Here is a 14,788-nt window from a genome sequence, read left to right as displayed (position 1 = left end):
GCCGCCATGCACAAGTTCTCCGCCGCCGTGTTCGCCCTGGCCCTGAGCCTCGGTACCGCCACGATCCACGCCGCCGACAGCGACGCGCAATGCACCACCGTGAAAATGGCCGACCCCGGCTGGAGCGATATCGCTTCCACCAACGCCGTGGCCCGGCTGCTGCTGGAAAGCCTGGGTTACCAGGTGAAAATCGACAGCCTGGCCGTGCCGATCATCTATGGCGGCCTCAAGGATGGCCGCGTCGATGCCTTCCTCGGCAACTGGATGCCGGCGCAGCAGGGCTTTCATGACAAGTTCATCGCCAACGGCGATGTGCAGCAGCTTTCGCGCAATCTGGAGGGAACCGAGTTCACCCTGGCAGTGCCCGACTATGTGTGGAATGCCGGGGTGAAGGACTTCGCCGACCTGCAGAAACACGCCGACCAGTTCGACAAGAAGCTGTACGGGATTGGCTCCGGGGCACCGGCCAACCTGTCGTTGAAGGAAATCATCGACAAGAATGAGTTCAATCTTGGCCAGTGGAAGCTGGTGGAGTCCAGCGAGCAGGCGATGCTGGCACAGGTGGACCGGGCAGTGAAGAAACAACAGTTCATCACCTTCCTCGGCTGGACCCCGCACCCGATGAACGTGAAGCTGAAGATGCATTACCTGAGCGGCGGGGAAAAATGGTTTGGCAGCAAGGGCGAGGTGTATACCCTGACCCGCAAGGGTTATCCACAAGCCTGCCCCAACGCGGCCAAGCTGCTGGGCAACCTGAAGTTCACGCTGGACATGGAAAACACCATCATGGCCGAGGTTGTGGACAAGAAGATCAGCTTCGATGATGCGGCCAAGGCTTGGCTGAAGGCGCATCCCGAGTTGCTGGAAGGGTGGTTGGCAGGTGTGACTACAAAAAGTGGCGGGGATGCTAGCGAAGCAGTAAAAACCAAGCTCTAAATCGATCCTGTGGGAGCGGGTTTACCCGCGAATGCGTCGGTAGCCTCACTGCCGCATTCGCGGGTAAACCCGCTCCCACAGGGGACAGTGCATCTTCGGAAATCTGGATATCTCATGCATCGCCTCACTCATCTGCTGCCCTTCCTCACCTGGCTCCCCCGCCAATCGGGCCGCAGCCTGCGCCAGGACCTGCTGGTAGGCCTGAGCGGTGCCATCCTCGCCCTGCCGCAATCCATCGCCTACGCCCTGATTGCCGGCCTGCCCGCCGAATACGGCCTGTATGCCGCCATCGTGCCGGTGCTGATCGCCTGCCTGTGGGGCTCATCCTGGCACCTGATCTGCGGCCCGACCGCCGCCATCTCCATCGTGCTCTACGCCAGCATCAGTCCGCTGGCCGTGGCCGGCAGCGCCGACTATGTCAGCCTGGTGCTGCTGCTGACCTTCCTCGGCGGCATCTTCCAGTTGCTGCTGGGGCTTTTGCGCTTCGGCGCACTGGTCAACTTCGTCTCCCATTCCGTGGTGCTCGGCTTCACCTTGGGCGCCGCGGTCGTCATTGCCCTGGGCCAGTTACCCAACCTGCTGGGCTTGGACCTGCCCAGCCAGGCCACGGCGCTGAAGACCGTACAGGACCTGGCCAGCCATGCCGGGGAGGTTGACCTGCCTTCCTTGATCTTGGGCCTGGCCACAGTGCTGATCGGTGTCGCCTTCAAACTCTGGCGTCCACGCTGGCCCAGCTTGTTGATAAGCCTGATCATGGTCAGCCTGCTTGCCTGGCTGCTGCCCGGCTTCTTTGGCCATGTGCCACGGGTGCCGGCGTTCACCGGCCAGCTGCCACCCTTCAGCCCGCTGCCCTTGCTGGATGTGGAATTGATCCTGCGCCTGCTGCCCAGCGCCGTGGCGGTAGGCATGCTCGGGCTGGTCACCAGCCTGTCGATTGCCCGCTCGTTGTCGGCACGTTCGGAGCAGTTGATCGAAGCTGACCAGGAAATACGCGCACAGGGCCTGTCGAACATCGTCGGTGCGTTTTTCTCCGGGTACCTGTCTTCCGGCTCCTTCACCCGCTCCGGGCTGAGCTACGACGCCGGCGCCCGCTCGCCCATGGCCGGGGTGTTCTCGGCGTTGTGGGTGGCGCTGTTCGCCGTTGCCGGGGCCAGGCTGATCGCGCACCTGCCGATTCCGGCGATGGCTGGCAGCATTCTGTTGATCTGCTGGGGATTGGTGGACCACCGGGGGATTCGTGCGCTGTTCCGGGTCAGCCGCTCGGAGTTCCTGGTGATGGCGCTGACGGCGGCAGCGACCTTGTTGCTGGAGCTGCAGACGGCGATCTATGCCGGAGTGCTGGCGTCGCTGTTCTTCTATCTGAAGCGCACCTCACGGCCACGGGTGCAGCAGAGCCGTGAAGGGGAGGCGGATGTGCTGCGGGTGGGCGGGTCGATCTTCTTTGGCGCGGCGCATTACCTGCAGGTGCGCTTGCAGCGCTGCCAGGGGCCGCATGTGGTGATCGACGCGCGCCAGGTGAACTTCATCGATTACTCGGGTGTGGATATGCTGCACCGTGAGGCGCGGCGGTTGCGGCGAGCGGGGGGCAGTCTGACCTTGCACCGGGCCAGGCCGCAGGTGATCGAGGAATTGCAGAAGCTGGAAGGGGTGGAGCTGTGTCCGATCCGGTTTGAGGAGTGAGGCTGAGATATTGGGGCCGCTTTGCGGCCCATCGCAGGCAAGCCAGCTCCCACAGGGATATCACAAGGCCTGAGGCCGGTGCTGTCCCTGTGGGAGCTGGCTTGCCTGCGATGGGCTGCAAAGCAGCCCCAACAACCTCAGCCGCGAGCAAGCTGCCGGCGCAACTCTGCCAAAACCGGCGTCGTATCCGGCCGTACCCCACGCCAGATAAAGAACGCCTCAGCCGCCTGCTCAGCCAGCATCCCCAACCCATCCAGTACCTTGGCCGCGCCCAGCTTCTCAGCCCACTGGCAAAACGGCGTCGGCTCCTTGCCATACATCATGTCGTAGCAAACCGTCCGCCCCGCCTCGACCAGGCTCTCGGCAATCGGCGGCAACTCACCGGCCAGGCTCGCCGATGTGGCATTGATGATCACATCCACCGGTTCCTGCAACCAGGCAAACCCGCTGGCCACCACCGGCCCCAGTCCATCGAACTCACGCGCCAGCTGCTCGGCCTTTTCCACCGTCCGGTTGGCAATCACCAGCGACTGCGGCTTGTGCGCCAGGATCGGCTCCAGCACGCCACGCACCGCACCACCAGCCCCCAGGATCAGAATGCGTTTGCCCGCCAGTTCGACCCCGGCATTCACCGTCAGGTCGCGCACCAGGCCAGCGCCATCGGTGTTGTCGCCCTGCAAAGTGCCGTCGGCCAGCTTGCTCAGCGTGTTCACCGCACCAGCGCGCTGGGCACGCGGGGTCAGGCTGTCGCACAAGCGATAGGCTTCTTCCTTGAACGGTACGGTGACGTTAGCGCCGCTGCCTTGCTTGAAGAAACCGCGCGCGCAATCGCTGAACTCGTCCAACGGCGCCAGCAGGGTGGCGTATTCCAGGTCCTGGCCAGTCTGTTCGGCGAACAGGCGATGGATCAGCGGCGACTTGCTGTGGCCGATAGGGTTACCAAAAACGACGTACTGGTCCATGACGGCTCCTTGATTATCCACAGGCTTACTGGCCGAGCCAGTCGCGGTCCTGCAGGAAGTACTCGGTCAGGCGCGCTTCTTCGCTGCCGGGCGCAGGCTTCCAGTCGTAGCCCCAGCGCACCTGCGGCGGCAGCGACATGAGGATGGACTCGGTGCGGCCACCAGACTGCAGGCCGAACAGGGTGCCACGGTCATAGACCAGGTTGAACTCTACGTAGCGGCCACGGCGGTATTCCTGAAACTCACGCTGCTGCGCAGTGTAGGGAGTGTCCTTGCGGCGCTGGATGATTGGCAGGTAGGCGTTGATGTAGGCATCGCCAATGGCGCGGATGAAGGCGAAGCAGGTGTCGAAGTCCCACTCGTTCAGGTCATCGAAGAACAGGCCGCCGATGCCGCGTGGCTCGCCACGATGCTTGAGGTGGAAGTAGCGATCGCACCAGGCCTTGTAGCGCGGATACACATCGGCACCGAACGGCGCACAGGCCTGCTCGGCCACGCGGTGCCAGTGGATGCAGTCTTCTTCATTGCCGTAGTACGGGGTCAGGTCGAAGCCGCCGCCGAACCACCAGACAGCCTCTTCACCTTCCTTTTCGGCGATGAAGAAGCGCACGTTGGCGTGGGAGGTGGGCACATGCGGGTTATGCGGGTGGATCACCAGCGACACGCCCAAGGCCTCGAAGCCACGGCCCGCCAGTTCCGGGCGGTGGGCACTGGCCGATGGCGGCAGGCCGGCGCCAAACACATGGGAGAAGTTGACCCCGCCCTTCTCGATCACCTTGCCGTCGCCGATCACCCGCGTGCGGCCCCCGCCACCGGCTTCGCGCACCCAGGCGTCCTCGACGAAGCGGGCACCGCCGTCTTCTGTTTCGAGGGCAGAGCAGATGCGGTCTTGCAGGTCGAGCAGGTAGGCTTTCACGGCCTCGGTGCGGCTAGTCATCGGGTCACCAGGAACGGGCAGGGAAGAATTCGCCGCGTAGCATACCACCGCCAGCGCGCGCGCCGCAGTTGACGGCGATCAAGCAAAGGCGTCCGATAGAAGGCCTTTCCCGATCCCGACGACAGGAGTGCGAGATGGCCAAGCGTGTCCAGTTCAGCCAGCATGGCGGCCCGGAAGTGCTGCAGTTTGTGGAATTCGAACCTGCCCCGCCCGGGCCGCAGCAGGTGCGTGTGCGTAACCATGCGATCGGCCTGAACTTCATCGATACCTACTTCCGCAGCGGGCTGTATGCGCCGCCATCCCTGCCTTCGGGCCTGGGCACCGAAGCGGCGGGCGTGGTCGAGGCCGTGGGCGATGGCGTGACCCGCCTCAAGGTCGGTGACCGCGTGGCCCATGCTGGCGGCCCGCTGGGCGCGTACAGCGAAGTGCATACACTGCCGGAGGCCAACCTGGTCAAGCTGCCCGACAACATCAGCTTCGAGCAGGCGGCGGCGGTGATGCTCAAGGGTTTGACCGTGCAGTACCTGCTGAAGCAGACCTATGAGGTCAAGCCGGGTGACGTGATCCTGTTCCATGCCGCAGCCGGAGGCGTGGGCTCGCTGGCGTGCCAGTGGGCCAAGGCGCTGGGGGCCAAGCTGATCGGCACCGTGAGCTCTGCCGAGAAGGCCGAGCGGGCCAAGGCGCTGGGGGCGTGGGCAACCATTGATTACAGCCGTGAAGACGTGGCCAAGCGGGTGCTGGAGCTGACCGACGGCAAGAAATGCCCGGTGGTGTATGACGGTGTGGGTGCCGACACCTGGCTGACCTCGCTGGACTGCCTGCAGCCGCGCGGGTTGATGGTGAGTTTTGGCAATGCCTCGGGCGCGGTGAGCGGGGTGAACCTGGGGATTCTGGCGCAGAAGGGATCGCTGTATGTGACGCGACCGACCCTGGCGAGCTATGCCAACAATGCCGAGAATACCCAGGCCATGGCCGATGACCTGTTTGCGATGATTGGTAGCGGCAAGCTGGTTGTGGATATCCAGCAGCGGTATCCGCTGAGTGAGGCGGCCAAGGCACAGGCGGAGCTGTCGGCGCGCAGGACTGTGGGGTCGACTGTACTGATCCCCTGAGCCCACTCCCACAGGTTCCCAAGAACTGGGGCCAATCACTTTACCTGTGGGAGCGGGTTTACCCGCGAAGAAGACACCGCGGTGCATGGCACCGGCTTTGCCGGTGTTCGCGGGTGAACCCGCTCCCACAAGAACTGCGTCTGCCTTAAGTACAGTGCTATCCCTATGGGAGCCGGCTTGCCGGCGATTGCGTCAGTACAGGCATTGAAGATTCAACGGACAGCTCCCACAGCATCTGGTTATCAATAGAATTGAGCTGCTCGATAGACGCGCGAAGCCGGCTTGCATTTGTTTGACCTGCAAGCAAGTGCACGGTCTCATCTAGGTGAGGTGTCTGACCAGCTTGCCTCTTCATCTCTGGCTTACTTCCTCGGCGGCGGTGTCGACTCGATGCCATCGAGTATCGCCTCCACCACACCCTCTGCCATTTCAATCGCATGCAGGTTCGACCAGAACATGCCACGGCCTTCTTCGCGCATGTAATCCAGGGCTTTGTAGCCGGTCTCGTAGGCGCTGCGCAGGTACAGGGCTACGTGGACCAGAGCGTCCTCGGCGGAAATGTTCGGGTTGACGGTGAAGAGCGGGTCATGGCCGGCATCGCATCGGCCGAAGGGGCGGGTGGAGGTGCAGGGTAGGGGTGGATCGGGCACTATCTTGTTCATGGCTTGCTCCAGGCATTGAAGCTGGCGCCAGGCCGTTACCACACGGTTTAGGCGGCAGCTGTACGCGAGGTGGTAAACCGGGCTGGAGGCGCACCCGGCAGGCATGACGCCTCCCGCGCACAGCTGCCATAGCTGTGACGCCCCAAGCACATCCGGGTTACCACACCCGATCGCCAAGTTATTCGGCGACGGCTGAAGCCTAAGGGCAGAGGTTCCCACTGAGAAGGTGATGGCAGAGGACGCGGCTCGTAGGATATTTCCCAAGCCGCAAGCTGGACAGCCACTCGAGACAAAATCAGAAAAATCTGCGGGGTTCTGGGGCCGCTTTGCAGCCCAATCGCCGGCAAGCCAGCTCCCACACCGACCACGCCGATTTCAAGTCATGTGCAGTACCTGTGGGAGCTGACTTGCCGGCGATCGAGGGCGAAGCCCTCGCCAGCGGTATCAGCCCGGGCGAACAACTTCGCCAGTCACCAGGTCACGAATCACACTCGGGTTCTTCCTTCCACCCAACGCCCCACCCAGCACCAAATCCAACTGACCATGGAAGTACTGCTCCACCCGCAACCGGGTCTTCGCCGCCGGGCGCCCGCCAGGGTTGCACGAGGTGGAAATCAACGGCCCCACCAACGCGCACAGCTCACGCACCACCGGGTGGTCACTGACCCGCAGCGCCACGGTGTCATGCTCACCGGTCACCCACTCGGGCAACAGGTCCTGGTGTGGTACCAGCCAGGTGTTCGGCCCCGGCCAGGTGCTGCCCATACGGTCGATCCAGTCTTCGGGGAAGTCCTCGAACAGGAAGTCGAACTGGCGGATATTGTCTGCAACCAGGATCAAGCCTTTATCCACAGGCCGCGACTTCAGCGCCAGCAGGCGATACACCGCGTCCTCGTTCCATGGGTCACAGCCCAGGCCCCAGACCGCTTCCGTCGGGTAGGCGATCACTGCTCCCGCCCGGATCTCACGTGCGGCTTGTTGCACACGAAAACTGCTCACCATTGCTGTCTCTCCGCCTATATGCCTTGCTTGTGAGCAGTGTACTTAGCCCGCGCGGGCAAACCAACGCCCGGCTTCATTGCTGACCCGGCCTTCCAGCTCCAGTTCGGTGAGCTGCGCCAGTACCTCGGCCAGCGGCTGCTCGCTGCAGTGGGCCAGGCTTTCGCTGGTTTGTGGTGCGGCATGTAGCAAGGCAAGCAGGGGATGGTCGAATTTATCCACAACTGCAGGCGGCAGGTTCTGCCAGCTCTGCAGGCTTTCCAGGATCTGCTCCACGCTCTCCACCAGCAGCGCGCCATCACGGATCAACTGATGACAGCCCTTGGCCCCCGGGTGGTGAATGGAGCCCGGTATGGCATACACCTCGCGGCCTTGCTCGGCGGCCAGGCGTGCGGTGATCAGCGAACCACTGGCCAGGCTGGCCTCGACCACCAGCACGCCCAGCGACAGGCCACTGATGATCCGATTGCGCCGTGGGAAGTTGCCGGGCAGCGGCCCGGCATCCAGCGGGTACTCGGAAACTAGCGCGCCGCCATTGTCGATCATCGCTTGCGCAAGCGACTTGTGGCGCTGTGGATAAAGTTTTTGCAACCCTGTGCCGAGCACGCCAATCGTGCCGCCACCCGCCTGCACTGCGGCCCGATGAGCGGCACCGTCGATGCCCACGGCCAAGCCGCTGGTGATGGTGAAACCGGCCTGCGCCAAGTAACGGGAAAATGCCGCGGCGGTGTCCAGCGCCGGGGGTGAAGCACGCCTGCTGCCCACAATTGCCAGCTGTGGGCGCTCGAGCAAGGCCGGGTCGCCAGCGACGAAAAGCAGCGGAGGGGCATCGTCGATTTCCGCCAATAGTGGCGGGTAGCCAGGGCCGTCCAACATCAGTAAATGCTGGCCCGGGTGCTCTAGCCAGGCCATTGCCGCCAGTGCACCTTCACGTACTTCGGCACTGCGCCGGGCATCGATGGTGGCCTGTGGTATGCCCAATGCGCGCCAGGCACCGGCCGGTGCGCACAGTGCCGACGAGGCACTGCCAAAGGCCTCCAGCAAGGTGTTAAAGCGACGCAATCCCGTTTCCGGCAGCCGGTGCAGGCGTAATCGCGCCTCCAGCTCGGCAGGCGGAAGAGGCGACGAATGGTGATTCAGCATGAGGATCATCCTTGATCAAAACGGGGCCATCGACGTGGCACAAACTGTGGATAACTTTGTTGATAACGCTTTGACAACCTGTCCATCAAATGGGCCATAAGCGGCCCTTGGAAACCCTAGCCGAGCTTTGCCAGGTGCTGAAATCCCCGTTTCCCTTTATTATGTGTGCTCAGTTTTCAACCGAACGCACAGTGACTGCCTGACCTTATGGCCATCTTGAACATTCTCGAATTCCCGGACCCGCGCCTGCGCACCATCGCCAAACCGGTGACGGAGTTCGACGACGCCCTGCGTCAGCTGATCGACGACATGTTTGAAACCATGTACGAAGCCCCTGGCATCGGCCTGGCGGCCACCCAGGTCAACGTGCACCAGCAGGTCGTGGTCATGGACCTCAGCGAAGACCGTAGCGAGCCGCGGGTGTTCATCAACCCCACGGTCGAAGAGCTGACCCACGACATGGGCCAGTACCAGGAAGGCTGCCTGTCGGTACCTGGCTTCTACGAGAACGTCGACCGCCCGCTGCGTGTGCGGGTCAAGGCCCAGGACCGCGACGGCAAGCCCTACGAGCTGGAATGCGAAGGCTTGCTGGCGGTGTGCGTGCAGCATGAATTCGATCACCTCAACGGCAAGCTGTTCGTCGACTACCTGTCGCAGCTCAAGCGTGACCGGATCAAGAAGAAGCTGGAAAAGCAGCACCGCCAGCAAGCCTGATCCCTACCTTCCAGAAGGCTTGCTCCGGCAAGCCTTCTTCTTTTTTGAAGTGAGAACTCCATGCGCATCGTCTTTGCAGGCACTCCAGAGTTTGCCGCCGAACACCTCAAGGCCTTGCTCGACAGTCCGTACGAGATCGTGGCCGTCTACACCCAGCCCGACCGCCCGGCCGGCCGCGGCCAGAAGCTGATGCCCAGCCCGGTCAAGCAACTGGCTGTGGCCCATGACATCCCGGTGTTCCAGCCGCCGACCCTGCGCAACGCCGAAGCCCAGGCCGAACTGGCCGCGCTGACCCCGGACCTGATGGTGGTGGTCGCCTATGGCCTGATCCTGCCACAGGTGGTACTGGATATCCCGCGCCTGGGCTGCATCAACAGCCACGCCTCCTTGCTGCCACGCTGGCGCGGTGCCGCACCAATCCAGCGCGCCGTGGAAGCCGGCGATGCCGAGAGCGGTGTGACCGTGATGCGCATGGAAGCCGGCCTGGACACCGGCCCGATGCTGCTCAAGGTAGCCACCCCGATCAGCGCCGAAGACACCGGCGGCAGCTTGCACGACCGCCTCGCACAGATGGGCCCGCCGGCTGTTGTCCAGGCCATCGCCGGCCTGGCCGACGGTTCGCTGCACGGTGAAGTACAGGACGATACTCTGGCCACCTACGCGCACAAGCTGAACAAGGACGAAGCGCGTATCGACTGGAGCCGCCCGGCCGTCGAGCTGGAGCGCCTGATCCGTGCCTTCAACCCGTGGCCGATGTGCCACAGCACCCTCGATGGCGAAAGTGTGAAAGTACTGGCCGCCCACTTGTCCACAGCGGCAGGCACCCCCGGCGAGATCCTCTCCGCCAGCAAGGACGGCCTGGTGGTCGCCTGCGGTGACCAGGCGCTGAGCCTGACCCGCCTGCAACTGCCTGGCGGCAAGGCGCTGAACTTCAGTGACCTGTTCAACAGCCGCCGCGAGAAATTCGCCAGCGGCAAGGTGCTGGGCCAATGAACCCACGCCTCGCCGCCGCCCGTGCCCTTGCCGCTGTGCTCAGCGGCAAGGCCTCGCTGAACAGCTCGCTGCCGGCGCAACTGGACAAGGTCGATGAACGTGACCGCGGCCTGACCCAGGACCTGGCATTCGGCACCGCGCGCTGGCAGCCACGCCTCGACCTGCTGGCTGCGCAACTGCTGCAGAAACCGTTCAAGGCCGCCGATGCCGATGTGCAGGCGCTGCTGCTGGTCGGCCTGTACCAGCTGTTCTACAGCCGTATTCCGGCCCACGCCGCCATCGGCGAGACCGTCGGCTGCGCCGACAACCTGAAAAAGCCATGGGCCAAGGGCCTGCTCAATGCCGTGTTGCGCCGCGCCCAACGCGAAGGCGAGGAATTGCTCGCTGGCATGCAGCGCGACCCGGTGGTACGCACCGCGCATCCACGCTGGCTGCAGAAGTCGCTTAAAGCCTTCTGGCCGGAGCAGTGGGAGGCTATCTGCGCCGCCAACAACGCCCACCCGCCGATGATCTTGCGGGTCAACCGTCGTCACCACAGCCGCGACGCCTATTTGGCACTGCTGGCCGAGGCGGGCGTTGGCGCCAGCGCCTGCCAGTACAGCCGTGACGGCATCGTGCTGGCCGAAGCCTGCGACGTGCGCGGCCTGCCAGGCTTTGCCGAAGGCTGGGTGAGCGTGCAGGACGAGGCCGCGCAGCTGTCCGCCGACCTGCTGGAACTGGCCCCCGGCCAGCGCGTGCTCGACGCCTGCTGTGCACCGGGCGGCAAGACCTGCCACCTGCTGGAAGCCGAAGCCGGCCTGGCCCAGGTAGTGGCCATCGACCTCGAAGCCAAGCGCCTGACCCGCGTGCGCGAGAACCTCGACCGCCTGCAGCTGGACGCCGAGCTGATCGCCTGCGATGCCCGCGACACTGCCAGCTGGTGGGACGGCAAGCCGTTCCAGCGCATCCTGCTCGACGCGCCGTGCTCGGCCACCGGCGTGATCCGCCGCCACCCGGACATCAAGCTGACCCGCCAGGCCGACGACATCCCGGCCTTGGCCGCGCTGCAAGGCGAGCTGCTGGACGCCCTTTGGCCGACCCTGGAAGTGGGCGGCATGCTGCTGTACGCCACCTGCTCCAGCCTGCCGACCGAGAACACCGAAGTGATCGATGCCTTCCTCGCCCGCACCCCGGGCGCCCGTGAGCTGGACCTGGCCACCGAAGCCGGCCTGCGCCAGCCCCACGGCCGCCAGTTGCTGGCCCAGGAGGGGGGCCACGACGGGTTCTATTATGCCAAGCTGATCAAGATCGCCGCCTCGCGCGGATAAGAACAAAAGATAGGGAGTAACGGATGAAGATCATCATCCTCGGCGCAGGGCAGGTAGGCGGTACGCTGGCGGAGCACCTGGCCAGCGAAGCCAACGACATCACCGTGGTCGACACCGACGGCGACCGCCTGCGCGACCTCGGCGACCGCCTGGACATCCGCACCGTGCAGGGCCGCGGCTCGCTGCCCACGGTGCTGCGCCAGGCCGGTGCCGACGACGCCGACATGCTGGTGGCAGTAACCAACAGTGACGAGACCAACATGGTCGCCTGCCAGGTGGCCTATTCGCTGTTCCACACCCCGACCAAGATCGCCCGGGTGCGCGAGTCGGCCTACCTGACCCGTGAAGAGCTGTTCGACAATGACCATATCCCGGTCGACGTGCTGATCAGCCCCGAGCAGGTGGTGACCAACTACATCAAACGCCTGATCGAGCACCCGGGCTCGCTGCAGGTGATCGACTTCGCCGAAGGCAAGGCCCAGCTGGTGGCGGTGAAGGCGTACTACGGCGGCCCGCTGGTGGGCCAGCAACTGCGCCAGATCCGCGCGCACATGCCCAACGTCGACACCCGCGTGGCGGCCATCTTCCGCCGCGACCGGCCCATCACCCCGCGCGGCGACACGGTGATCGAAGCCGACGACGAAGTGTTCTTCATTGCGGCGAAGAAGGACATCCGCGCCGTGATGGGCGAGCTGCGCCGCATCGACGAGACCAACAAGCGCGTGGTCATCGCCGGTGGCGGGCAGATCGGCGAGCGCCTGGCCGAGGCCATCGAAAGCCGCTACCAGGTGAAGATCATCGAGATGAGCCCGGCCCGTTGCCGCTACCTCTCCGACAACCTGGAAAGCACCGTGGTGTTGCAGGGCAGCGCCTCGGACAAGGACCTGATGCTCGAAGAGAACATCGCCGACGCCGATATCTTCCTGGCCCTGACCAACGACGACGAGGCCAACATCATGTCGTCGCTGCTGGCCAAGCGCCTGGGTGCGCGCAAGGTGATGACCATCATCAACAACCCGGCCTATGTCGACCTGGTGCAGGGCGGTGAGATCGATATCGCCATCAGCCCGCAGCTGGCCACTATCGGCACCTTGCTGGCGCACGTGCGCCGGGGCGACATCGTCAGCGTGCACTCGCTGCGCCGCGGCGCGGCCGAGGCCATCGAGGCGGTGGCGCACGGGGACTCGAAGTCGAGCAAGGTGGTCGGCAAGGCCATCGAAGACATCGCCCTGCCGCCGGGCACCACCATCGGCGCCATCATCCGCGACGAAGAAGTGATGATCGCCCACGACGACACCATGATCGAATCGGGTGACCATGTGATCCTGTTCGTTGTGGATAAAAAGCATATTCGGGATGTGGAGAAGCTGTTCCACGTCGGCTTGACTTTCTTCTAGGAGAACAGGGCATGCGCGAATCGCTGGAGAAGATGCTGGCCAAGGGTGTGGATAACCCGTTGCTGAGATTCGGCCTGGGCAAGGCTTGGCTGGATGAAGGTAACGGCGCTGAAGCGGCGGTGCACCTGGCGCGCTGTGTAGAGCAGGACCCGAAGTATTCCGCTGCGTGGAAGCTGCTGGGCAAGGCGCACCAGCTGCAGGGTGACCTGGCGGCTGCGCGCAAGGCCTGGGAGGAGGGGATCGTGGCGGCGCAGGCCCATGGCGACAAGCAGGCCGAAAAAGAAATGACCGTATTCCTGAAGAAGCTCAACAAGACATCAGGTTAACGCGGTCCCTGTGGGAGCGGGTTCACCCGCGAATGCGATGTTGGATTCAACGACGCATTCGCGGGTAAACCCGCTCCCACAGGGGACAGTGAAAATCTCAATACCAGCGCGGCTCGCCGGCCGGGCGCTTCTTGAAGCGCTTCATGCTCCACATGTACTGGCTCGGGTACTCGCGCACATAGCGCTCGACCACCTTGCTCATCGCCGCCGCCGACACGTTCACATCGGTGCTGTACATCTCTTCCGGCGCCGCCTCCAGGAACACCTTGAAGCCCGAGCCATCCGGCAGCCGCAGGGCATGCAGGAACACCCCCACCGCCTTGCCCCCGGCCAGCATGTTCGGCACGAACTTGCTGGTCAGCGCCTGGGTACCCAGGAACGGCACGAACACCCCCGCCGACTCTGCCGGCTCCGGATCCGCAGGGATACCCACCTGGCCACCACGGCGCACTTCCTTGATCACGCTGAGGATGCCTTCCTTGGTCGAAGGCGCCACGCGGTTGCCCATCTGCACCCGCTGCTCGCGCAGCAGGTCATCGACCGCCTTCAGTTTCGGCGGGCGGTAGAAGATGATCGGTTTGCACTGGTTGCAATAGAAGTGGTTCAGCACTTCCCAGTTGCCCAGGTGGCTGGTGATACCGACCACGCCCTTGCCCGAAGCCAGGGCCTGTTCCAGCACTTCCAGGCCGTGTACTTCCTTGACCAGCTCCAGCGAGCGCTGCGGCGGCCAGATCCAGGCACAGGCACTTTCGACGAAGGATTTACCAATGTCCTTCAACGCGCGGCCCACCAGTTGCTCGCGTTCAGCCGGGGCCATCTCCGGGAAGCACTTGGCCAGGTTGATACGCACGACATTGCGCGAGCCGTTGGGGATCTTCCACATCAGCCAGCCGATACCGGCGCCGACGCGCTGCACAGCGCCCCAGGGCAGCTTGGCAAACAGACGCAGCACCCCGACCATCAGGGCGCCCTTGAACTTTTCCACAGGCGAATTCCTTATTTCAGCAAGGCGCGCATTGTAACCCCTCAGCGCAACAAGGCGGCGTAGCGATCGCAATCGATGGTGTGATCCATGACCATGCCGGTGGCCTGCATGAAGGCGTAGCAGATGGTCGGGCCAACGAACGTGAAGCCGGCTTTCTGCAGGGCTTTGCTCATGGCCTTGGCTTCATCGGTAACCGCTGGCACCTCGCTGCGGCCCGTGAAGTGGTTGATCTTCGGCGCACCACCGACGAACGACCAGAGCCAGTCGACGGGGTTATCCACAGCCAGCCAGGCCTGGGCATTGCGCCTGGCAGCCTTGAGCTTGAGACGGTTGCGGATGATGCCGGCATCCTGCATCAGCTCTTCGATGCGTTCGTCACTCATGGCGGCCAGCTTTACCGGGTCAAAACCGTGCATCACCTGGCGATAACGCTCGCGTTTACGCAAAACGGTGATCCACGACAGCCCCGCCTGGAACCCTTCGAGCAAAAGCATCTCGAACAGCAACGCCGGGTCACGCTGTGGCGTTCCCCATTCCTGGTCATGGTAGGCCTGGTACAACGGATCGTCGGTACACCAAAAGCAGCGTGGCATAAGGCTCCAATGAGTAGAGGGCGAGGCGAATCAGGTTATACT

The 14,788-nt window shown here is 63.8% G+C and carries 15 protein-coding genes; 8 read left to right on the top strand and 7 right to left on the bottom strand.

The window, feature by feature from the left end; translation table 11 throughout:
• Positions 1-6 precede the first annotated feature (6 nt).
• Together choX and FQ664_RS00660 are read left to right on the top strand one after the other, a co-directional pair.
• Entirely contained in the window at positions 7-936 is a 930-nt protein-coding gene (gene choX / locus FQ664_RS00665) for a choline ABC transporter substrate-binding protein (RefSeq protein WP_144170006.1), read from the top strand.
• A gap of 114 nt (positions 937-1,050) precedes the next feature.
• Positions 1,051-2,616 (top strand): SulP family inorganic anion transporter, encoded by a 1,566-nt coding sequence (locus FQ664_RS00660; protein ID WP_144170005.1) that lies wholly within the window; start codon positions 1,051-1,053, stop codon positions 2,614-2,616.
• Between the two features lie 137 nt (positions 2,617-2,753).
• Here the strand turns inward: FQ664_RS00660 and aroE are convergent, their stop codons facing one another.
• Positions 2,754-3,578 (bottom strand): shikimate dehydrogenase, encoded by an 825-nt coding sequence (aroE, locus tag FQ664_RS00655; protein ID WP_144170004.1) that lies wholly within the window; start codon positions 3,576-3,578, stop codon positions 2,754-2,756.
• A 25-nt stretch (positions 3,579-3,603) separates the two neighbouring features.
• Positions 3,604-4,515, bottom strand: coding sequence for an oxygen-dependent coproporphyrinogen oxidase (gene hemF, locus FQ664_RS00650; protein ID WP_144170003.1), 912 nt, complete (start codon positions 4,513-4,515; stop codon positions 3,604-3,606).
• A 134-nt stretch (positions 4,516-4,649) separates the two neighbouring features.
• Between hemF and FQ664_RS00645 the strand changes: the two genes are divergently transcribed.
• Complete coding sequence (locus tag FQ664_RS00645) at positions 4,650-5,627, top strand: NADPH:quinone reductase (RefSeq protein ID WP_144170002.1); 978 nt, start codon at positions 4,650-4,652, stop codon at positions 5,625-5,627.
• A gap of 362 nt (positions 5,628-5,989) precedes the next feature.
• On the opposite strand, the gene FQ664_RS00635 is transcribed toward FQ664_RS00645, so the two are convergent.
• The 3 genes from FQ664_RS00635 to dprA form a co-directional block, all read right to left on the bottom strand.
• Entirely contained in the window at positions 5,990-6,289 is a 300-nt protein-coding gene (locus tag FQ664_RS00635) for a hypothetical protein (protein ID WP_144170001.1), read from the bottom strand.
• Between the two features lie 444 nt (positions 6,290-6,733).
• Positions 6,734-7,291, bottom strand: coding sequence for an L-threonylcarbamoyladenylate synthase type 1 TsaC (gene tsaC / locus FQ664_RS00630; RefSeq protein ID WP_144170000.1), 558 nt, complete (start codon positions 7,289-7,291; stop codon positions 6,734-6,736).
• 42 nt (positions 7,292-7,333) lie between these two features.
• Complete coding sequence (gene dprA, locus FQ664_RS00625; protein ID WP_144169999.1) at positions 7,334-8,431, bottom strand: DNA-processing protein DprA; 1,098 nt, start codon at positions 8,429-8,431, stop codon at positions 7,334-7,336.
• A 207-nt stretch (positions 8,432-8,638) separates the two neighbouring features.
• Here dprA and def point away from each other — a divergent pair, with 207 nt between their 5' ends.
• From def to FQ664_RS00600, 5 genes are read left to right on the top strand one after another with little or no spacing between them, the layout of a single operon-like run.
• Positions 8,639-9,145 carry a peptide deformylase gene (gene def / locus FQ664_RS00620; RefSeq protein WP_144169998.1) on the top strand — a complete coding sequence of 169 codons (507 nt, stop codon included), beginning with the start codon at positions 8,639-8,641 and terminating at the stop codon, positions 9,143-9,145.
• A 60-nt stretch (positions 9,146-9,205) separates the two neighbouring features.
• Positions 9,206-10,138, top strand: coding sequence for a methionyl-tRNA formyltransferase (gene fmt, locus FQ664_RS00615; RefSeq protein WP_144169997.1), 933 nt, complete (start codon positions 9,206-9,208; stop codon positions 10,136-10,138).
• On the top strand, positions 10,135-11,445 hold the full coding sequence (rsmB, locus tag FQ664_RS00610) for a 16S rRNA (cytosine(967)-C(5))-methyltransferase RsmB (RefSeq protein ID WP_144169996.1): 1,311 nt from the start codon (positions 10,135-10,137) through the stop codon (positions 11,443-11,445). Before fmt ends, rsmB begins: the two co-directional genes overlap by 4 nt.
• A gap of 23 nt (positions 11,446-11,468) precedes the next feature.
• Positions 11,469-12,842, top strand: coding sequence for a Trk system potassium transporter TrkA (gene trkA / locus FQ664_RS00605; protein ID WP_144169995.1), 1,374 nt, complete (start codon positions 11,469-11,471; stop codon positions 12,840-12,842).
• An 11-nt stretch (positions 12,843-12,853) separates the two neighbouring features.
• A complete protein-coding gene (locus tag FQ664_RS00600) occupies positions 12,854-13,168 on the top strand; it encodes a tetratricopeptide repeat protein (protein WP_061550195.1) in 315 nt (104 codons plus the stop codon).
• 97 nt (positions 13,169-13,265) lie between these two features.
• Here the strand turns inward: FQ664_RS00600 and FQ664_RS00595 are convergent, their stop codons facing one another.
• The gene (locus tag FQ664_RS00595) at positions 13,266-14,153 is read right to left on the bottom strand and encodes a lysophospholipid acyltransferase (protein ID WP_144169994.1); all 888 of its coding nucleotides are present in this window, start codon (positions 14,151-14,153) and stop codon (positions 13,266-13,268) included.
• 41 nt (positions 14,154-14,194) lie between these two features.
• Positions 14,195-14,746, bottom strand: coding sequence for a DNA-3-methyladenine glycosylase I (locus FQ664_RS00590; RefSeq protein WP_144169993.1), 552 nt, complete (start codon positions 14,744-14,746; stop codon positions 14,195-14,197).
• Positions 14,747-14,788 lie beyond the last annotated feature (42 nt).

The organism is Pseudomonas persica (assembly GCF_900291015.1).
Classification (GTDB): Bacteria; Pseudomonadota; Gammaproteobacteria; order Pseudomonadales; family Pseudomonadaceae; genus Aquipseudomonas.
The sequence above is the reverse complement of the archived record's forward strand: the minus strand, read 5'-3'. Positions and strand labels throughout refer to the sequence as shown.

Bases quoted from the DNA above. Each gene is read 5' to 3' on its own strand.
- choX (WP_144170006.1), top strand. From the start codon at position 7: ATGCACAAGTTCTCCGCCGCCGTGTTCGCCCTGGCCCTGAGCCTCGGT.
- FQ664_RS00660 (WP_144170005.1), top strand. From the start codon at position 1,051: ATGCATCGCCTCACTCATCTGCTGCCCTTCCTCACCTGGCTCCCCCGC.
- aroE (WP_144170004.1), bottom strand. From the start codon at position 3,578: ATGGACCAGTACGTCGTTTTTGGTAACCCTATCGGCCACAGCAAGTCG.
- hemF (WP_144170003.1), bottom strand. From the start codon at position 4,515: ATGACTAGCCGCACCGAGGCCGTGAAAGCCTACCTGCTCGACCTGCAA.
- FQ664_RS00645 (WP_144170002.1), top strand. From the start codon at position 4,650: ATGGCCAAGCGTGTCCAGTTCAGCCAGCATGGCGGCCCGGAAGTGCTG.
- FQ664_RS00635 (WP_144170001.1), bottom strand. From the start codon at position 6,289: ATGAACAAGATAGTGCCCGATCCACCCCTACCCTGCACCTCCACCCGC.
- tsaC (WP_144170000.1), bottom strand. From the start codon at position 7,291: ATGGTGAGCAGTTTTCGTGTGCAACAAGCCGCACGTGAGATCCGGGCG.
- dprA (WP_144169999.1), bottom strand. From the start codon at position 8,431: ATGCTGAATCACCATTCGTCGCCTCTTCCGCCTGCCGAGCTGGAGGCG.
- def (WP_144169998.1), top strand. From the start codon at position 8,639: ATGGCCATCTTGAACATTCTCGAATTCCCGGACCCGCGCCTGCGCACC.
- fmt (WP_144169997.1), top strand. From the start codon at position 9,206: ATGCGCATCGTCTTTGCAGGCACTCCAGAGTTTGCCGCCGAACACCTC.
- rsmB (WP_144169996.1), top strand. From the start codon at position 10,135: ATGAACCCACGCCTCGCCGCCGCCCGTGCCCTTGCCGCTGTGCTCAGC.
- trkA (WP_144169995.1), top strand. From the start codon at position 11,469: ATGAAGATCATCATCCTCGGCGCAGGGCAGGTAGGCGGTACGCTGGCG.
- FQ664_RS00600 (WP_061550195.1), top strand. From the start codon at position 12,854: ATGCGCGAATCGCTGGAGAAGATGCTGGCCAAGGGTGTGGATAACCCG.
- FQ664_RS00590 (WP_144169993.1), bottom strand. From the start codon at position 14,746: ATGCCACGCTGCTTTTGGTGTACCGACGATCCGTTGTACCAGGCCTAC.